Genomic DNA, 16,650 nt, shown 5'->3' with positions numbered 1-16,650 from the left:
AGGTTTTTTATATGTAACCGGTGTTAATTTTTAGGTTATGAAAATTGAAAATTAGGTACATAAACTTTTTTTCATATACATTTGTAGCCTTAAAAAATGATAAATGGCAAAGAATTTAGTAATTGTTGAGTCGCCAGCAAAAGCAAAGACAATCGAGAAATTTTTAGGGAAAGACTTTAAAGTGGAATCCAGTTTTGGTCACATTGCCGATTTGCCTTCTAAAGAATTAGGTGTAGATGTTGATGGTGATTTCAAACCGAAGTATGAGGTTTCTAAAGATAAAAAAGCAGTAGTAAAAAAATTAAAAGAGCTTGCCAAAAAAGCTGAGATAGTTTGGTTAGCAAGTGATGAGGATCGTGAGGGAGAAGCTATTGCATGGCATTTGGCCGAATCTTTAAATTTGGACAAAGCGAAAACCAAACGTATTGTTTTTCATGAGATTACGAAAACGGCCATCCAAAAAGCCATTCAAAATCCTAGAGGAATAGATTATGATTTGGTCGATGCGCAACAGGCAAGACGTGTTTTAGATAGAATAGTAGGGTACGAGTTGTCTCCGGTGCTTTGGAGAAAAGTTAAAGGCGGACTATCTGCTGGGCGTGTACAATCTGTTTCCGTAAGATTAATTGTAGAGCGCGAACGCGAAATTCAGGATTTTGAGCCACAAGCCTCCTTTAGAATTGATGCTGAATTTTCAAATGAGGAAGGGCAGACATTCAAAGCGAAACTTCCAAAGAACTTTAATACTAAAAAAGAAGCTGAAGATTTTCTAAAGGCGAATATTTCTGCAGATTTCAAAGTTGCGGAATTAGATAAAAAACCAGCTAAAAAATCACCAGCTGCACCGTTTACTACGTCAACATTACAACAAGAGGCTTCTCGTAAGTTGTATTTTTCAGTGAGTAAAACCATGACAATGGCGCAACGTCTTTACGAGGCTGGTTTGATTACTTACATGAGAACAGATAGTGTGAATTTATCTGACGAAGCCCGCAATGGCGCAAAAGCTGCTATAGAATCATCTTATGGTAATGAATATAGTGAGCCTAGAAACTACAAAGGTAAGGCTAAAGGTGCTCAAGAAGCGCATGAGGCCATCAGACCTACGGATTTCTCAAGACAATCTGTAAGTGTAGAAAGAGATCAAGCCCGATTATACGATTTAATATGGAAGCGCGCTATTGCATCACAAATGACCGATGCTAAATTAGAGCGTACCAATGTCAAGATTTCTGCAAGTAAGCACGATGAGTTGTTTGCTGCAAATGGCGAGGTTATCACTTTTGATGGCTTTTTAAAAGTTTATTTGGAAGGAACAGATGATGAGGATATTGAACAAGATGGAATGTTGCCTGCCATGCGAGTTAATGAAACCTTATTGAACAATTATATTACAGCAACAGAGCGTTACACAAGGCCACCAGCAAGATATACGGAAGCTTCATTGGTTAAAAAATTGGAGGAATTGGGTATTGGTAGACCATCTACTTATGCGCCAACAATCTCAACTATTCAAAATAGAAATTATGTCGAGAAGGGTTCGGTTGATGGTGTAGAAAGAAATTATTCGCAAATAACGCTTGAAAATGGTCAGGTTCAGGAGAAGCAATTGTCTGAAAAAGTTGGATCCGATAAAGGTAAATTGGTACCAACCGATATTGGTATGATTGTAACCGATTTCCTGGTTAACCATTTTGAGCAAATATTAGATTACAATTTTACCGCCAAGGTCGAAGAAGATTTTGATGATATTGCTGATGGTAAAGTAGATTGGTCTAAAATGATGAAAGATTTTTACAAAGACTTTCATCCTCAAGTTGAAGATGTTCAAGAAAATGCGGATAGAGAATCTGGGGAACGCATTTTGGGAACAGATCCAAAAACGGGTCGCCAAGTCAGTGTTCGATTAGGTAAGTTTGGTCCCATGGTCCAAATTGGAACAGCCGATGAAGAAGAAAAACCCATGTTTGCTAGTTTGTCACCAGACCAACAATTGAACACTATAACCTATGAAGAGGCTATGGATTTGTTTAAGTTGCCAAAAGCACTTGGGACTTATGAAGGTCAAGAGGTTGAGGTCAATAATGGCCGTTTTGGTCCTTATGTGAAATTTGGGAAATCATTTGTGTCACTGCCTCAAGGTGTCGATCCATTAAGTGTTGAGTTGGATGATGCTGTCGTTTTGATTAAAGAAAAGCAAAAAGCTGATGCTCCTATATATATGTATCAAGGATTGCCTGTCCAAAAAGGTAAAGGGCGTTTTGGTCCATTCATTAAGTGGAATAACATGTTCATTAATGTGAACAAGCAATACGATTGGGATAATTTATCTGATAACGATATCATAACATTGATTGAGGATAAAATTCAAAAAGAAAAGGATAAATTAATCCACAATTGGGAAGATGCCGGAATTCGTGTTGAAAAAGCAAGATGGGGAAGGCACCATATTATTAAAGGCAAAACTAAAGTCGAATTGGCAAAGACAGTCGATGTTTCCGAAATGACTTTAGAGGAAGCTCAAGACATCTTGGATAAGAACGCACCCAAAAAGAAAAAAACTACTAAAAAGAAATAGCGGCACATGAATTTTAATTTTTTATCTCCAGTTTCAGATTCGGTTGTGGCACATAACGAATTGTTGTCGTCGCAATCACTCGGAAAAAAAATTACAATTCACTCCAAACAAAATGGCTTCCCAGATCTTGATGATGCGCAAATTGCAATCATAGGTGTTCTAGAAAACAGAAATGATGTCAATTATTTAGGTGAGGAGTTTAGTCTTAATGAAATTCGCAAAGCACTTTATGAACTTTACCCTGGGAACTGGCACACCCGAATAGTTGATTTGGGTGATATAAATAAAGGTGAAACAGTAGAAGACACCTATTTTGCTTTAAAGACTGCAGTGTCACTATTGGTCCAAAAAAATATTATACCTATTATATTGGGTGGAAGTCAAGATTTAACCTATCCTATATATAGGGCTTATGATTCCATTCAGCCTATGGTCAATATTGTTAATGTTGATTCCAGGTTTGATTTAGGAGATTCCAACAAACCAATAAAAAACAACAGTTTTGTAGGTAAGATTATATTGGATCAGCCATACAATTTATTTAACTACGCTTCCATAGGCTATCAAACCTATTATAATTCGCAAGAGGAAATTGACCTCATGGATAAACTCTATTTTGAGTCCTACCGATTAGGTGAAGTTTCCAAGAACATTACCATTGTTGAACCGGTCATGAGAGATGCTAATATAGTGACTGTAGATATGAATGCCATTAAGGCTTCAGAGGTCAGTTTAAAACAAAAGTCGTCTCCCAATGGATTGGATGGAAAGGAGATTTGTGCTATTGCCCGTTATGCGGGTATCAGCAATAAGGTTTCTTCATTCGGCCTTTTTGAATATAAACCTTCTCAAGATGATGAAATTACTGCTGGATTGATTTCACAAGCTTTGTGGTATTTTATTGAAGGTGTGAATTTTAGAGTAAAAGATGATGATTTTTTAAATGATGATAACTATCAAAAATTCATTACTTTAGCAGATTTACAAGAATTGGTATTCTATAAAAGTAAAAAGACAGAGCGTTGGTGGATTGAAATACCTTTTTTAGAAGAAGTAAATAATAAATTAAAAAGGCATACGTTATTACCTTGCATGCATCAAGATTATCTCGACGCCTGTAACAATAAGGTTCCAGAGCGTTGGTATAAAGCGTTTCAAAAGAATTGTGTGTAAATGCATTACCGTTCGTCGATGTTTTTATCGGTAAAATGCACTTTTTTTACGATGAAACGTAAATTTTTTTGATAAAAAGTTGTTTTTTACAAAATATATAAATATGTTTACGCTCTTAAATTTTTTAAGGCAATTATTAACCTCGAGTTTTCTATGGATATGAAGAAATTATTTTTATTAACCGCAGTTTTAGCTATACTGACAAGTTGTGGCTCTGGTGACAGGGGTCAGTTAGTAGGAGTTAAAGGAAAAAAATGGCATCCCGAGAAGCCATATGGTATGGAATTAGTACCTGGTGGGGCATTTATTATGGGTAAGGCAGACGATGATCTGGCTGGAATTCATGATGCACCTGCAAAGACCGTTACGGTTCGTTCATTTTATATGGATGCTACCGAAATTACTAACAGTGAATACAAGCAGTTTGTAGAGTGGGTTCGTGACTCAACTATTAGAACTCGTCTAGCTATTTTAGCTGATGAAGTTGGAATGACACAAGCTGATGCAGGAACTATTGGTGATTATGCTTTTGTTGATCAAGACCCAGATAATATGTCTGTATACGAAAAGTATATGTATGACAATTATGCTGGATTAGGACCTACAGGATACGAAGGCAGAAAATTAAACAAAGACATTGATATTGAGTTTGATACGGCTAATTATATCGATGAGTACTATGCAGAAGTTATGGACACCATGTACCTACCAGCGGAAGAGTCTTATAACGGGCAACGTACTTGGGATGTAACCAAGTTCAAGTTCCAATATAGATATATGGATATTGAAAAGGCTGCTAAAGCCAAAAACAAAGGCAAAAAGCGTTCTGAATTCATCATTACTGAAGAAGTAGAAGTCTATCCAGACACTACTGCTTGGATTCGTGATTTTGCTTATTCATATAACGAGCCAATGCACAATGACTATTTCTGGCATGCTGCTTACGATGAGTATCCAGTAGTAGGTGTGTCTTGGAAACAAGCCAAAGCATTTTGTGAATGGAGATGGTTACACCACAATGCATATAGAAAAGAGAAGAAACAGCATAATGTGCCTAAATACCGTTTGCCATCAGAAGCTGAATGGGAATATGCGGCGAGAGGTGGTCTTCAAGCAGCTACCTATCCTTGGGGTGGTCCTTACACCAAGAATGATAGAGGTTGTTTTATGGCAAACTTTAAGCCTTTGAGAGGTGACTATGCTGCGGATCAGGCATTATATACTGTCGAAGCGAAATCTTATGAGCCAAACGATTATAACTTATATAATATGGCAGGTAACGTTTCAGAGTGGGTTCATGCATCCTATGATCCATCTTCTTACGAGTTTGTTTCATCTGTAAACCCTAGTGTAAATGATGTAAACAACGAACGTAAAGTTGTTCGTGGAGGTTCTTGGAAAGATGTGGCATATTATATGCAAGTAAGTTCAAGAGATTACGAATATGCTGATTCAGCTAGAAGTTACATCGGGTTTAGAACTGTACAGGATTATATGGGTACAGATGTAACCTTAAACGCAAAAAACTAAAATAACTATAACTAAATTTTATTAAACTACCTAAGTATTTATACTTAACTAAAAAACCAGAAATTATGGCAGGACAATCAAGAGCATTCAAGAAATTCATGGCAATGGCCTATGGATTAGGAGCATCAATCGTTATCGTTGGAGCACTTTTTAAAATCATTCACTTTGAAATAGGACCATTAACAGGTAATGTTATGTTAACAATAGGTCTTGTAACTGAAGCAATTATATTTGCGCTTTCAGCTTTTGAACCTGTTGATGATGATTTAGATTGGTCTCTAGTTTACCCTGAATTAGCAGGTGGAGCTAGTACTTCAAAAAAGAAAGAGCAACCAAAAGACGCTGAAGGTATGTTGTCTAAAAAATTAGACGATTTATTAAAAGAAGCGAAAATTGATGGTGAACTAATGAGTTCATTAGGAAATAGCATCAAAAACTTTGAAGGTGCAGCAAAAGGAATTGCTCCTACAGTAGATTCTATTGCAGCTACTAAAAAATATGGTGAAGAATTATCATTGGCAGCAGCTCAAATGGAATCTTTAAACAGCCTTTACAAAGTACAATTAGAAAGCGTTAATCGTCAAGCAGCCATCAATGAAGAAGCTGTTGAAAATGCTACCAAACTAAAAGAACAAATGCAATCATTGGCATCTAATCTATCATCTTTAAATGGTGTTTATGGTGGTATGCTTTCTGCAATGCACAAAAGCTAATTAGTTTTTATAAACTAAATATTTATTTAAACAATAACTATAACTTAAAAACTAATTAGAAATGGCAGGAGGAAAATTATCTGCAAGACAGAAAATGATTAACTTGATGTATTTGGTGTTTATCGCAATGCTAGCACTTAATATGTCTAAAGAGGTGCTTTCTGCATTTGGTTTGATGAACGAAAAGTTGAGCGAATCAAATGAAGCCGCAACTCAAAGAAATGAAGCATTTATGCAAGGTTTAGCTGAAAAGGTATCTGAACAACCAGCTAAATACCAACCTTTGAAAATGCAAGCGGATCAAATATCAACATTAGCAAATGATTTCAATTCTTACATTGTGGATTTGAAAGGTAAAATGACTGCTACTGTTGAAGATCCTAAAGATTATGAAATCATGGATAAAGGTGATTTCTTGGATGAATATTTTTTCATAGGTGAAAAATTAAAGCCTGAAGGTCAAAAGTTCATTGACGAAATAGCTAAATTTAGAGACGGTGTAGTGGCTGTATTGGCTACTAATCCGGATATGGCTAGTATTGCTGATGACGTTAAAAAGAAATTTGCTACCGATCCAGTAACGAACAGAGATAATAACAAAATTGATTGGTTGGATTACCATTATAAAGGTTTCCCTTTGGTGGCATCGTTAACCAAAATGACTCAATTACAAGCTGATGTTAAAACTACGGAATCTGAAGTTTTATCATCCATGTTAGCTGGTAAGTTAAAAGTGGAAGCATCTTTAACGAATTTTGATGCAATTGTTGTACCAGATAAAACAGCATTCTTTTCAGGTGAAGATTTTACTGGACGTATTATCCTTGGTAAGAACGATAAAACCTTAAAAGCTGACAAAGTAATTATTAATGGTCAAACATTAGCTGATACAGCTATGCAAGCAGGTCAAACATTATTAAAGTTCCCTGCTGGAGCTGTTGGTGAGCGTGAAATTGAAGGTGAATTCCAATTTAAGGAAGGAGACTCTATCATTTCTATTCCGGTTAAGTCGACTTATGCTGTTGTGCCAAAACCAAATTCAGCAACTATTTCTGCTGACAAGATGAATGTTGTTTATCGTGGTGTAACAAACCCAATGACTATTTCTTTCGCAGGTATTTCAGATAACAATGTATCTGCTAGTGCACCTGGTTTAAGTAAAGGTTCTGGAGTTGGTAAATATAACATGAATCCTGGTTCTGGTAGAGAAGTTACAATTAATGTATCTGGTACATTGCCTGATGGACAAAAAGTTAGTGATAAGGCTACCTTTAGAATTAAAGATATTCCAAAGCCTACGGGTACTGTAAGTGGTCAATCAAATGATATAATTAAGTTACCACGTAATAGTGTTGAGATTTCAACTATTGGTGCAGAATTGCAAGATTTTGATTTCGAATTGCCAATTCAAGTAACTTCGTTTAAGCTTAAGGTTCCAGGTCAGCCTTCTGTGTCTGTAAATGGTACTAAGTTAAACTCCCAAGCGAAAAATGCTTTACGTAAAGCAAGACGTGGTGATCAAGTTGTCATATTTGATATTAAAGCTCAAATTAAAGGAAATTCTTCTTATAAGCTAAAAGGAGTTTCTTCTGTAATTGTTGAGCTTACAAATTAAAAAGAAGGTTTAAGCATCTGAATGATAAGCCCTAATAACTAAAATTTAAACAGATGAGATTAAGAAGTTTATTATTAACCGTTTTAAGTATGTCTTTTGTGACTGCTTCATTTTCGCAAGCCAATTTATTGAGCGCGAAATCACCTGAAGAAATTGGTGTTAGAACTGAAGCGCAAAAAGCATTGGACAATGATCAACCATTAGAATACGGCTATGTTGATGACAGAGACGTTATGTATTCTAAAATGACATGGGAACGCGTCGTTCTTGATGAGCGTGTTAATTTCCCATTATACTATCCTGTGGATACCAATAACATTGGTAAGAACAGACGATCGTTATTTGATGTACTTTGGAACAGTGTTAAAAAAGGAGAATTAGAAAACATTTACGATGATTCTTATTTCACTGCCAAGCGCACAATTAAAGATTTACAAGCAAGTATGTCTAAAATTGATACGTTAGATATTGGTTATGAACAATATAACGCTGATGGATATGTAGATCCAGAGTATATCGTTAAAACTGATATTACTTCTTATAATATTAGTGCTTATCTAATGAAAGGTTTGTGGTATTTTGACAAGCGACAAGCGGAAATGAAATATCGTCTAATAGGTATAGCACCTGCTGCGCCAGATGTTAACTTTTTAGATTCTGATGATGAGGCTAACAAAGAACCAATTCCATTGTTTTGGGTATTCTATCCAGATGCTAGAGAAATTTTGCATGAAGCCAAGGCTTTTAACAATGAGAATAGTGCTGTACCATTCAGTTTTGATCATTTGTTAAACTCTAGACGCTTCAACGGCTATGTTTATAAAGAGGAAAATGTTTATGGAGACCGTAAGGTTACCGAATATATCTCTGAAAATGCCTTGATGCAGTTATTGGAATCTGACAGAATTAAGGAGAAGATTCGAAACTTCGAATTAGATATGTGGGCTTATTAATTTAGGTCCTGCAATAAAAGGTTTAAACGCTCACTTTTCAGTGAGCGTTTTTTATTACGATATTTGCAAGAGATTTTAAAGGACTTAATGTTGCATAAAGTAGATTATATAGTTGTTGGTTGTGGTTTGGCAGGAATTGCATTTTGTGAGCAATTGCGAAAGCACGACAAATCATTTTTAGTATTTGATGATCGCTCGCAACAGTCCTCCTTGGTTGCTGCCGGTATGTACAATCCAGTTATCCTAAAACGTTTTTCAGAAGTTTGGATGGCCGAGAGGCAATTACAACTCGCCAAACCATTTTATAAGGATTTAGAAAGACTACTTCACACTAAAATAGATTATGAGTTTGGGCTATTAAGACGGTTTTCTTCAATCGAAGAGCAAAATCTGTGGTTTACGGCCATGGATAAGCCAACATTAGAACCCTTTTTATCTGGAAATATTGTTAAAAATAGCAATCCCGCCATTGATGTGCCATTTGGTTTTGGAGAAGTTTTACAAGCTGGTAGAATTGATACCAATACATTAATCGATAAGTACTTGATGTTTTTGGATAACCAAAATCTTTTGAAATCACAACCATTCAATTATGACAGTCTAAAAACTTATGAGAGCTATGTTGAATATGAAAATATTCATGCTTCTAATATGGTGTTTTGTGAAGGATTTGGAATGAAAAAAAATCCATATTTCAATCAATTACCATTGAATGGGACCAAAGGAGAAGTGTTGACCATAGAAGCACCAGAATTAAACATTGATTTTGCCATAAAATCTTCTGTTTTTATAATTCCTGAAGGCAACAATCTCTATTCTGTTGGAGCCACTTATAATTGGGAAGATAAAACCAATTTAGTGACAGAAGATGCAAAAATTGAGATGATTGATAAACTGAAGGTCTTTTTAAAATGCGATTTTAATGTCGTTGATCAAGTAGCTGGAATCCGGCCAACCGTTAAGGATAGAAGACCTTTGGTAGGAACGCATTCAAATTACAGGAATATCCATATCATAAATGGTTTGGGAACAAGAGGTGTGATGATAGCACCCTATATTTCAGAGGAATTATTTAATTATGTTGAATTAGAAAAACCCCTAAATCCGGAAATTGATATTAATCGATTTTCTTCTTAACCAAATTTTTATCGTAATTCATAAATAGGTTAATCCAAATATTTCTTGATAAGCGCATGATGATGGGCATAAAAACAATCAGTGTTCCTATAATTGAGATAAACGCGATATTCCGACTACTTTCCAAAAACACATAGCTAATAACAAATGCTGCAACGGCAAAGGCAATACCCACAGCATAACTTACGTACATTGAACCATAAAAGAAAGATGGTTCCATTCTATATTTGGTTCCACAATGAGAGCATTTTTCGTTAATTTTTAAGACATCTTGTAAGGCATATGGGTTCTTGTTCTCGTACATGGATTCCTGGTGGCATTTAGGACATGCGCCAGTCAAAATACTATATAGCTTGGTTCCTTTTTTAATCATCTTTAAAAGTTTACTTTTGCATTTTGGGTTACACAAAATTAACCTTTTAAACAACATCAATTTGTAACTTTTGTAACATAATGCTTAACATTCATAATCTTTCAATATCATTTCAAGGCGAGTATTTGTTCGAAGAAATCACTTTTAAGTTAACTTCAGGAGATCGTATAGGGTTAATTGGAAAGAATGGTGCTGGAAAATCTACCATGCTTAAAATTCTTGCAAAGGAATTGCAACCTGATTCTGGACAAATTGCTGCCGATAAAAACCTTAAGATTGGATTTCTGAAACAAGATATTGATTTTGAGTTTGGTCGAACAGTATTAGAAGAATCCTACGAAGCCTTTACCGAAATAAAGGAACTTGAAGCTAAACTGGAAGATATCAATACGCAATTAGCTGAGCGAACCGATTATGAAAGTGACGGTTATCATCAATTAATGGTTGATTTAAATGATTTACAGCATCAATATGAAATTATTGGCGGTTACAATTATCAGGGTGAAACAGAAAAAATACTTCAAGGATTGGGTTTTAAACGGGAGGATTTTAATAATCTAACCGATACATTTTCAGGAGGTTGGCGCATGCGCATTGAGTTGGCAAAACTGTTACTACAAAATAATGATTTATTGCTATTGGATGAGCCTACAAACCATTTGGATATCGAATCTATTATCTGGTTGGAGGGCTTCCTTAAAAATTATCCTGGTGCTGTTGTTATTGTTTCTCACGATAAGATGTTCTTGGACAATGTTACTAATAGAACAATAGAAATTTCGTTGGGTCGAATTTATGATTACAATAAACCATATTCCAAATTTTTAGTATTGCGAAAAGAGATTAAAGAGCAGCAATTAGCAACTCAAAAAAATCAGGAAAAGCAAATCCAGCAAACTGAACGATTAATAGAAAAGTTCCGCGCCAAGGCTTCCAAGGCCACTATGGCGCAATCATTAATCAAAAAATTGGATCGCATGGAACGCGTTGAGGTTGATGAAGATGATAACAGTGTGATGTCATTAAATTTTCCAGTATCTGTTACACCAGGCAAAGTCGTGGTTGAAGCTTTAAACGTGTCTAAAAACTATGACGATTTACAAGTCTTAAAAAATATCAATCTCACTATAGCCAGAGATACCAAGACGGCTTTTGTAGGGCAAAATGGTCAAGGGAAGTCGACTTTAGCAAAAATTATTGTAGGTGAAATAAAACATCAAGGGGATTTAAATTTAGGCCACAATGTTCAAATCGCCTATTTCGCACAAAATCAGGCAGAATATTTAGATGGCAGTAAAACAGTTTTAGATTCCATGATTGATGCGGCCAATGAAAGCAATAGAAGTCGTGTTCGGGATATTTTAGGAGCCTTTTTATTTCGTGGTGATGAAGTGGAAAAATATGTTCGGGTGTTATCAGGTGGTGAGCGAAACAGATTGGCTTTGGCCAAATTACTGTTACAGCCATTTAACGTGTTAGTCATGGATGAGCCTACCAACCATTTGGACATAAAGTCAAAAAATGTTTTAAAAGAAGCGCTAAAGAAATTTGAAGGAACTTTAATTTTAGTGTCTCACGATCGGGACTTTCTGCAAGGCTTAACCGATACGGTTTATGAGTTCAAAGACCAAAAAATAAAGGAGTATTTAGGGAATATAGATTTTTATTTGGAACAACGCAATGTAGAAAACCTTCGCGAGGTTGAAAAACGTGATGTTGTGAAGCAGACTCCGAAATTGAGTAATAAGGATTCTTATGAATCTCAAAAGAAATTGAAATCCCTTACCAATAAATTAAGCAATATAGAAGCCAAAATAAATCAGCTGGAAAAGGATATTAAGTCTATTGATGTCGAATTGGCGACTAATTATGATAAGGTTGTTTCTGACCCAACATTTTTCGATACATATCAGGCTAAAAAAGACCGTTTGGAATCATTGATGGTAGATTGGGAATCCGTTCAGGATGCTATCGAATCGTATAATTAATATGTAAATTCTTACACAAAATAGTATTTCAACGAATATTTTTGGTTTTAAGCGTTCTTTGTTCTAATATTGATTCAGATTAATCCCAAATCTATTGAATATGAAAACCTTAAAACTAACACTACTGTGTCTTTTCTTAACTGCATTTTCGTTTGCAGACGTTTCAAATAGCGAGAAAGAAGCTTTAATAGCATTATACAATTCAACCAATGGTGACGAATGGGTCAACACTTGGGATTTGAATGCATCAATCAATACTTGGTATGGTGTTACAACCGAAAATGATCAAGTTGTTGCATTGAATTTAGAATTTAATAATCTTCAAGGAAGTCTTCCTGAAGAGCTTGGAAATTTAGTTCATTTAAGATCTATGAATTTAGGTTTCAATAAAATTACAGGTAGTTTACCAAATTCCATTGGTGAATTAGAAAATCTGGTTTCGTTGGAATTATTTATGAATAGTATTGAAGGTGAGATTCCTGCTCAAATTGGAAACCTTCACAATCTTGAAGTATTAAAATTATACAGCAATAGTTTAACTGGTGATATTCCAGAGTCTATTGAAGGTTTAGCAAGTTTAAAGGAAATGTTACTTGGTAGCAATATGTTGTCAGGTACGATTCCAACACAAATAAAATCCCTCACCAAATTAGAAAAATTAAGTTTAATCGATAATAAGATTTCTGGTGAGATTCCTGTTGAAATTGCTGCACTAACAGAACTGGAAGAATTGGTTTTAGCGAGTAATGAATTTACAGGTGATTTGCCCTTTGAGTTATCTTATTTTCCTAAATTATCTACATTTATGGTAAGTGATAACAAATTAAACCAAGAGTACATTAGCATGGTGAATGGTAACAATCCTAACTTTATGGATTTAAATAATGCAGATACCACGATCACCGACAATGATTGATTTTAAGTTTTTTAGTAATTGTTTAATAAAGAGGCCATATTTTATGGTCTCTTTTTTTTGTATTTAAAATTCATGTTTGAACACTTTTATACCTGTCCATATTGTTGGGAAACGGTTTCCCTAATGTTGGATAGTTCGATTCCATCTCAACAATATATAGAAGATTGTGAGGTGTGCTGTAATCCTATTCAGTTTACTCTTGAATTTAAAGCAGGTGAACTCCATTCTTTTTCAGCAATTAGCATTGAACAATAAAAATCTTTAAAATACCCTTGTTTTATCTAAAAAGCATTGTATATTTGCAGTCCATATCGCGGGATAGAGCAGTAGGTAGCTCGTCGGGCTCATAACCCGAAGGTCACAGGTTCGAGTCCTGTTCCCGCTACTAAAGATAATCGGTTTATAATCAATGGTTTTGTTTACGCAAAACCATTTTTTTTATGTTTACATTAAATGATTATCTTGCCGATGAACACGGAATTGAACACGTTTTAGAACACAATTTGCTAAAAAAGAAAAATTTCTCCTCCCCAAAAATCTACAATGCCAATGGTAATTTAAGCAGGCGCTGGTATGTTTATTTTTCATTCCGAAATCCTCAAACAGGAAAGCTTCAAAGGATGAAGAATATTTATGGAACTGCAAATAATTATAATTCCAAAGAAGACCGTTTGGCGGTTCTAACAGTTTACAGAAACAAGCTAAAGCAATTATTAAAAGAAGGTTTTAATCCATTTGAAGATAATTCTAAGCTTATCGATAAACGAAATCAAAAAAGTTCTGTTGAGAAAGTTGAGGAATCTAATTCATGCTATGACATTGAAGAGGCGAAAGGGTCAATTGATGTTGTAAAACCATCTATATCCATACAAGATGCCTTTTCAAGAGGTTTAAAGCTAAAGGATAAGCTTTTGAGTGATACGACCAAAAAGAGCTTTAAAAACCGAATTAAAACATTTACCGATTGGATAAATGATAATCACCCTGAAAAAAATACCATATCAGAAATTGATAAGAGAGTTGTTATGGATTTTTTAAATGAGATATTGGAGAGAACAAGTCCAAGGAATCGTAACAATTATAGAACGGATCTAAGTAGTTTGTTTCAAGCATTAGAAGATGATGACATTATTGAGGTCAATTACATTAAAAAAATCCCCGTTCTTAAATCGACACCAAAGCGAAATAAGTCTTATTCAAAAGAGGAGCAAGAAAAAATATTTGAACACTTAGAAAAACATGATAAGGATCTCCTGCTTTTCATCAAATTTATATCTTATAATTTTTTAAGACCTATAGAGGTCTGTAGGTTGAATGTTGGTGATTTGGACATAAGGAATAAGAAAGTCAGCTTTAAGGCCAAGAACAGTCCTCAAAAGACGAAGATTATTCCAGATCTAATGCTTGAAGAACTTTTTGACATAGCAAAAATGGACAAGAATCTAAGCCTATTCACCCCAGAAGGTCTAGGAGGTGAATGGGACACAGAATTAAGCAATAAAAGGGATTATTTCACAAAAAGGTTCAAAACAAAAGTCAAGGACAAATTTGGACTTGGACCAGAATATGGACTCTATAGTTTTAGACATACTTTTATTACGAAATTATACAGACAAATTAGAAAGACTGCTACACCGTTTGAAGCCAAGAGTCAGTTAATGCAAATAACAGGTCATTCATCCATGAAAGCTCTTGAGAAATATTTGAGAGAGATTGATGCCGAACTTCCTGAAGATTATTCCGAGCTGATAAAATCTTAAATGTAAACATGGAAGAATCACTCAAGGACAAACACCAGATATTTATAGAAAGGCTTTATAAACCTTTCATATTCTATATACCCAGAAGGCTTTACACGGAACTAGACCCAAAAGGGAATTGGGATCATGAAAAGTTTGATGGCGTGTTTGATACGGTTGTCCTTATCAAGGAGGATGGAAGCAATAAAGCGCTAGATGGCAATCCATCCAACTTTTACATTCTTCCAAAAGGATTGGTATTGGGTAAAAACACCTATGACTTATTTGATCTAAAGGAAGAACTAAACGATCCTTCTTTTCGTTTTTTATTGGATAACTATTTAAAGAACCTCGTCTTTTATGTCAGGATTTCCAAATGGATGTATGATAATATCAGAACAGACATCAAGGACATTCGAGAAGAGACATTGTTTTCATTTGAGAAGCAGATGGAAATTTTCCAGGAGCATTGGGACTATTTGCAAGAAAATTTCAAAAAGGAAAGCCACCAAACTACTAATCCACTTGAAGGGGAAATCAAGAAGGAAGACCTAAAAACAGTAAATAATCTGATTAATATTCCCAATGTAGCAAAAGCAGAACATAGTATGAATACGAAACCCTTACCTAAAAAGAAAGGAAATAAAATACTTGTAACAGATGAGGAAGCAGAGAAGTTTTTGCTTAAAACAGTTTTCAGAGTAAATTCATAGTATTGAAAGCATCAAGTTCAAGATTACCATTAAAAGTAAATCATTATGTCAAAGAAAAAACCAATTAAGAATAGCGACCCTTCCATAAACTTTAGGTTACCCAAAGAACTAAAGGCATCTATTGAAGAAAAGGCTCAAGAAAAAAATCAAACGAGTTCTGCATATTTAAGAGACTTGTTAGAGAGCGTATTTAATGGTGATTACTGTTACAAAGAACAGGTAAAGGATAGAATAGAATCAGTGATTTATTCGAAGGATTTTCTTCAGCTTATGGTTTGGATTTATAGAAAGAGAGAAAATAGAAAGCAAGAGGTGACAGATCAGGAGTTAAATAGATATATTAGGGCTTTAAAGAAACTTGATGGTCATTTGCCACAAAACATTACAGATGAGTTTGATAAGGTCCTGAATGATATCCTGATTGTCAAAACAGAGCAGGCAAAGTATTTCAAAGAGTTTAAATTTCATAGTACTTATGAAAAAAATAAGCAGTTCAATTTAGAGTTAGTAGAAAAGTTTCTATTAGATGACGCTAAGTTGAACCAATTTATCAATATAAAAGGAGTCAAGAATATTGAAGTGCCCGATTTGAAGGGGTTTATATTTCCGAATTTGGAACAAAATTAATTGTGATAAATACTGTGATAATTTTGTGATAAAAAATTATCACAAAATACAAACGAGAGCAACAAACCATTGTTTTAGGTGACTTTTGTAGCCTAAAACAGCTATTTTCGGGTCTAAAAACCATAAAATAATTACACACAAACCTCAATAATTGTTATTACAAAATTTTAGAATGATTAAAATTCTATTCATTAGCTATTTATATTTTTTAAGTGTTTTCCATAAATTACAAGTAACAGTTTGGTTATGGTTTAACTTCGTTAAATCTTCGATTTCGTTGCGAGAAAATGCCCGAGGATTTTCCTCAAGGAAAATTGGAAGTAATCAACCATAGTTGTTGTTGTAAAACGTTTGTTTGTCAAATGAATAATCTCCATATTTCAAGTACAAAAACAAGTATAGAAAGTATGGACAGGCTTAAAGTCAGAATAATAGTTTTTCTGTTTTCCTTTTTAAAAATAGAAATCACTGAAAGAAGTAGTGAAATTAACCCAAACAATGCATATTCAATATATGCCAATTGCTCAAGTCCGTAAAGGGCTTGCGTCTTTCCAGTGGCGGTTTGGTATCCCACAAATAAATGATGTTGCATTGA

The 16,650-nt window shown here is 34.6% G+C and carries 15 protein-coding genes and 1 tRNA gene; 14 read left to right on the top strand and 2 right to left on the bottom strand.

Annotated elements, in window-relative coordinates; genetic code table 11:
• Positions 1-103: 103 nt before the first annotated feature.
• From topA to ACKXGU_RS05855, 7 genes are all read left to right on the top strand, one after another.
• Positions 104-2,578: a type I DNA topoisomerase gene (gene topA, locus ACKXGU_RS05885; protein ID WP_463467126.1), complete on the top strand. Its 2,475-nt coding sequence runs from the start codon at positions 104-106 to the stop codon at positions 2,576-2,578.
• A gap of 6 nt (positions 2,579-2,584) precedes the next feature.
• Positions 2,585-3,751 (top strand): formimidoylglutamase, encoded by a 1,167-nt coding sequence (locus ACKXGU_RS05880; RefSeq protein WP_463467125.1) that lies wholly within the window; start codon positions 2,585-2,587, stop codon positions 3,749-3,751.
• Positions 3,752-3,910: 159 nt separating this feature from the next.
• Positions 3,911-5,281, top strand: a complete 1,371-nt coding sequence (gene porK, locus ACKXGU_RS05875; RefSeq protein ID WP_463467124.1) for a T9SS ring complex lipoprotein PorK/GldK — start codon at positions 3,911-3,913, stop codon at positions 5,279-5,281.
• Positions 5,282-5,346: 65 nt separating this feature from the next.
• Entirely contained in the window at positions 5,347-5,994 is a 648-nt protein-coding gene (gene porL, locus ACKXGU_RS05870; RefSeq protein ID WP_463467123.1) for a type IX secretion system motor protein PorL/GldL, read from the top strand.
• Between the two features lie 61 nt (positions 5,995-6,055).
• Positions 6,056-7,609 (top strand): type IX secretion system motor protein PorM/GldM, encoded by a 1,554-nt coding sequence (gene porM, locus ACKXGU_RS05865; RefSeq protein WP_463467122.1) that lies wholly within the window; start codon positions 6,056-6,058, stop codon positions 7,607-7,609.
• A 53-nt stretch (positions 7,610-7,662) separates the two neighbouring features.
• Positions 7,663-8,562 carry a type IX secretion system ring subunit PorN/GldN gene (gene porN, locus ACKXGU_RS05860; protein WP_463467121.1) on the top strand — a complete coding sequence of 300 codons (900 nt, stop codon included), beginning with the start codon at positions 7,663-7,665 and terminating at the stop codon, positions 8,560-8,562.
• An 87-nt stretch (positions 8,563-8,649) separates the two neighbouring features.
• A complete protein-coding gene (locus tag ACKXGU_RS05855; protein WP_463467120.1) occupies positions 8,650-9,699 on the top strand; it encodes an NAD(P)/FAD-dependent oxidoreductase in 1,050 nt (349 codons plus the stop codon).
• Here the strand turns inward: ACKXGU_RS05855 and ACKXGU_RS05850 are convergent.
• Positions 9,680-10,072, bottom strand: coding sequence for a DUF983 domain-containing protein (locus ACKXGU_RS05850; RefSeq protein WP_463467119.1), 393 nt, complete (start codon positions 10,070-10,072; stop codon positions 9,680-9,682). The genes ACKXGU_RS05855 and ACKXGU_RS05850 overlap by 20 nt on opposite strands.
• An 80-nt stretch (positions 10,073-10,152) precedes the next feature.
• Here ACKXGU_RS05850 and ACKXGU_RS05845 point away from each other — a divergent pair, with 80 nt between their 5' ends.
• The 7 genes from ACKXGU_RS05845 (at position 10,153) to ACKXGU_RS05815 (ending at position 16,055) form a co-directional block, all read left to right on the top strand.
• Entirely contained in the window at positions 10,153-12,060 is a 1,908-nt protein-coding gene (locus tag ACKXGU_RS05845) for an ABC-F family ATP-binding cassette domain-containing protein (protein WP_463467118.1), read from the top strand.
• Between the two features lie 100 nt (positions 12,061-12,160).
• A complete protein-coding gene (locus tag ACKXGU_RS05840; protein WP_103051760.1) occupies positions 12,161-12,976 on the top strand; it encodes a leucine-rich repeat domain-containing protein in 816 nt (271 codons plus the stop codon).
• A 72-nt stretch (positions 12,977-13,048) separates the two neighbouring features.
• Positions 13,049-13,231: a CPXCG motif-containing cysteine-rich protein gene (locus ACKXGU_RS05835; RefSeq protein WP_463467117.1), complete on the top strand. Its 183-nt coding sequence runs from the start codon at positions 13,049-13,051 to the stop codon at positions 13,229-13,231.
• 57 nt (positions 13,232-13,288) lie between these two features.
• Positions 13,289-13,361, top strand: a tRNA-Met gene (locus tag ACKXGU_RS05830).
• A 55-nt stretch (positions 13,362-13,416) separates the two neighbouring features.
• Positions 13,417-14,736 (top strand): tyrosine-type recombinase/integrase, encoded by a 1,320-nt coding sequence (locus ACKXGU_RS05825; protein ID WP_463467116.1) that lies wholly within the window; start codon positions 13,417-13,419, stop codon positions 14,734-14,736.
• 8 nt (positions 14,737-14,744) lie between these two features.
• Positions 14,745-15,428 (top strand): hypothetical protein, encoded by a 684-nt coding sequence (locus ACKXGU_RS05820; RefSeq protein WP_463467115.1) that lies wholly within the window; start codon positions 14,745-14,747, stop codon positions 15,426-15,428.
• A 45-nt stretch (positions 15,429-15,473) separates the two neighbouring features.
• Positions 15,474-16,055 carry a hypothetical protein gene (locus ACKXGU_RS05815; protein ID WP_463467114.1) on the top strand — a complete coding sequence of 194 codons (582 nt, stop codon included), beginning with the start codon at positions 15,474-15,476 and terminating at the stop codon, positions 16,053-16,055.
• Between the two features lie 358 nt (positions 16,056-16,413).
• On the opposite strand, the gene ACKXGU_RS05810 is transcribed toward ACKXGU_RS05815, so the two are convergent.
• Positions 16,414-16,647 carry a hypothetical protein gene (locus tag ACKXGU_RS05810; protein ID WP_463467113.1) on the bottom strand — a complete coding sequence of 78 codons (234 nt, stop codon included), beginning with the start codon at positions 16,645-16,647 and terminating at the stop codon, positions 16,414-16,416.
• Positions 16,648-16,650: the final 3 nt, after the last annotated feature.

This window comes from Hanstruepera sp. CR43 (genome assembly GCF_055227665.1).
This window is presented reverse-complemented; position numbering and strand designations above follow the sequence as displayed.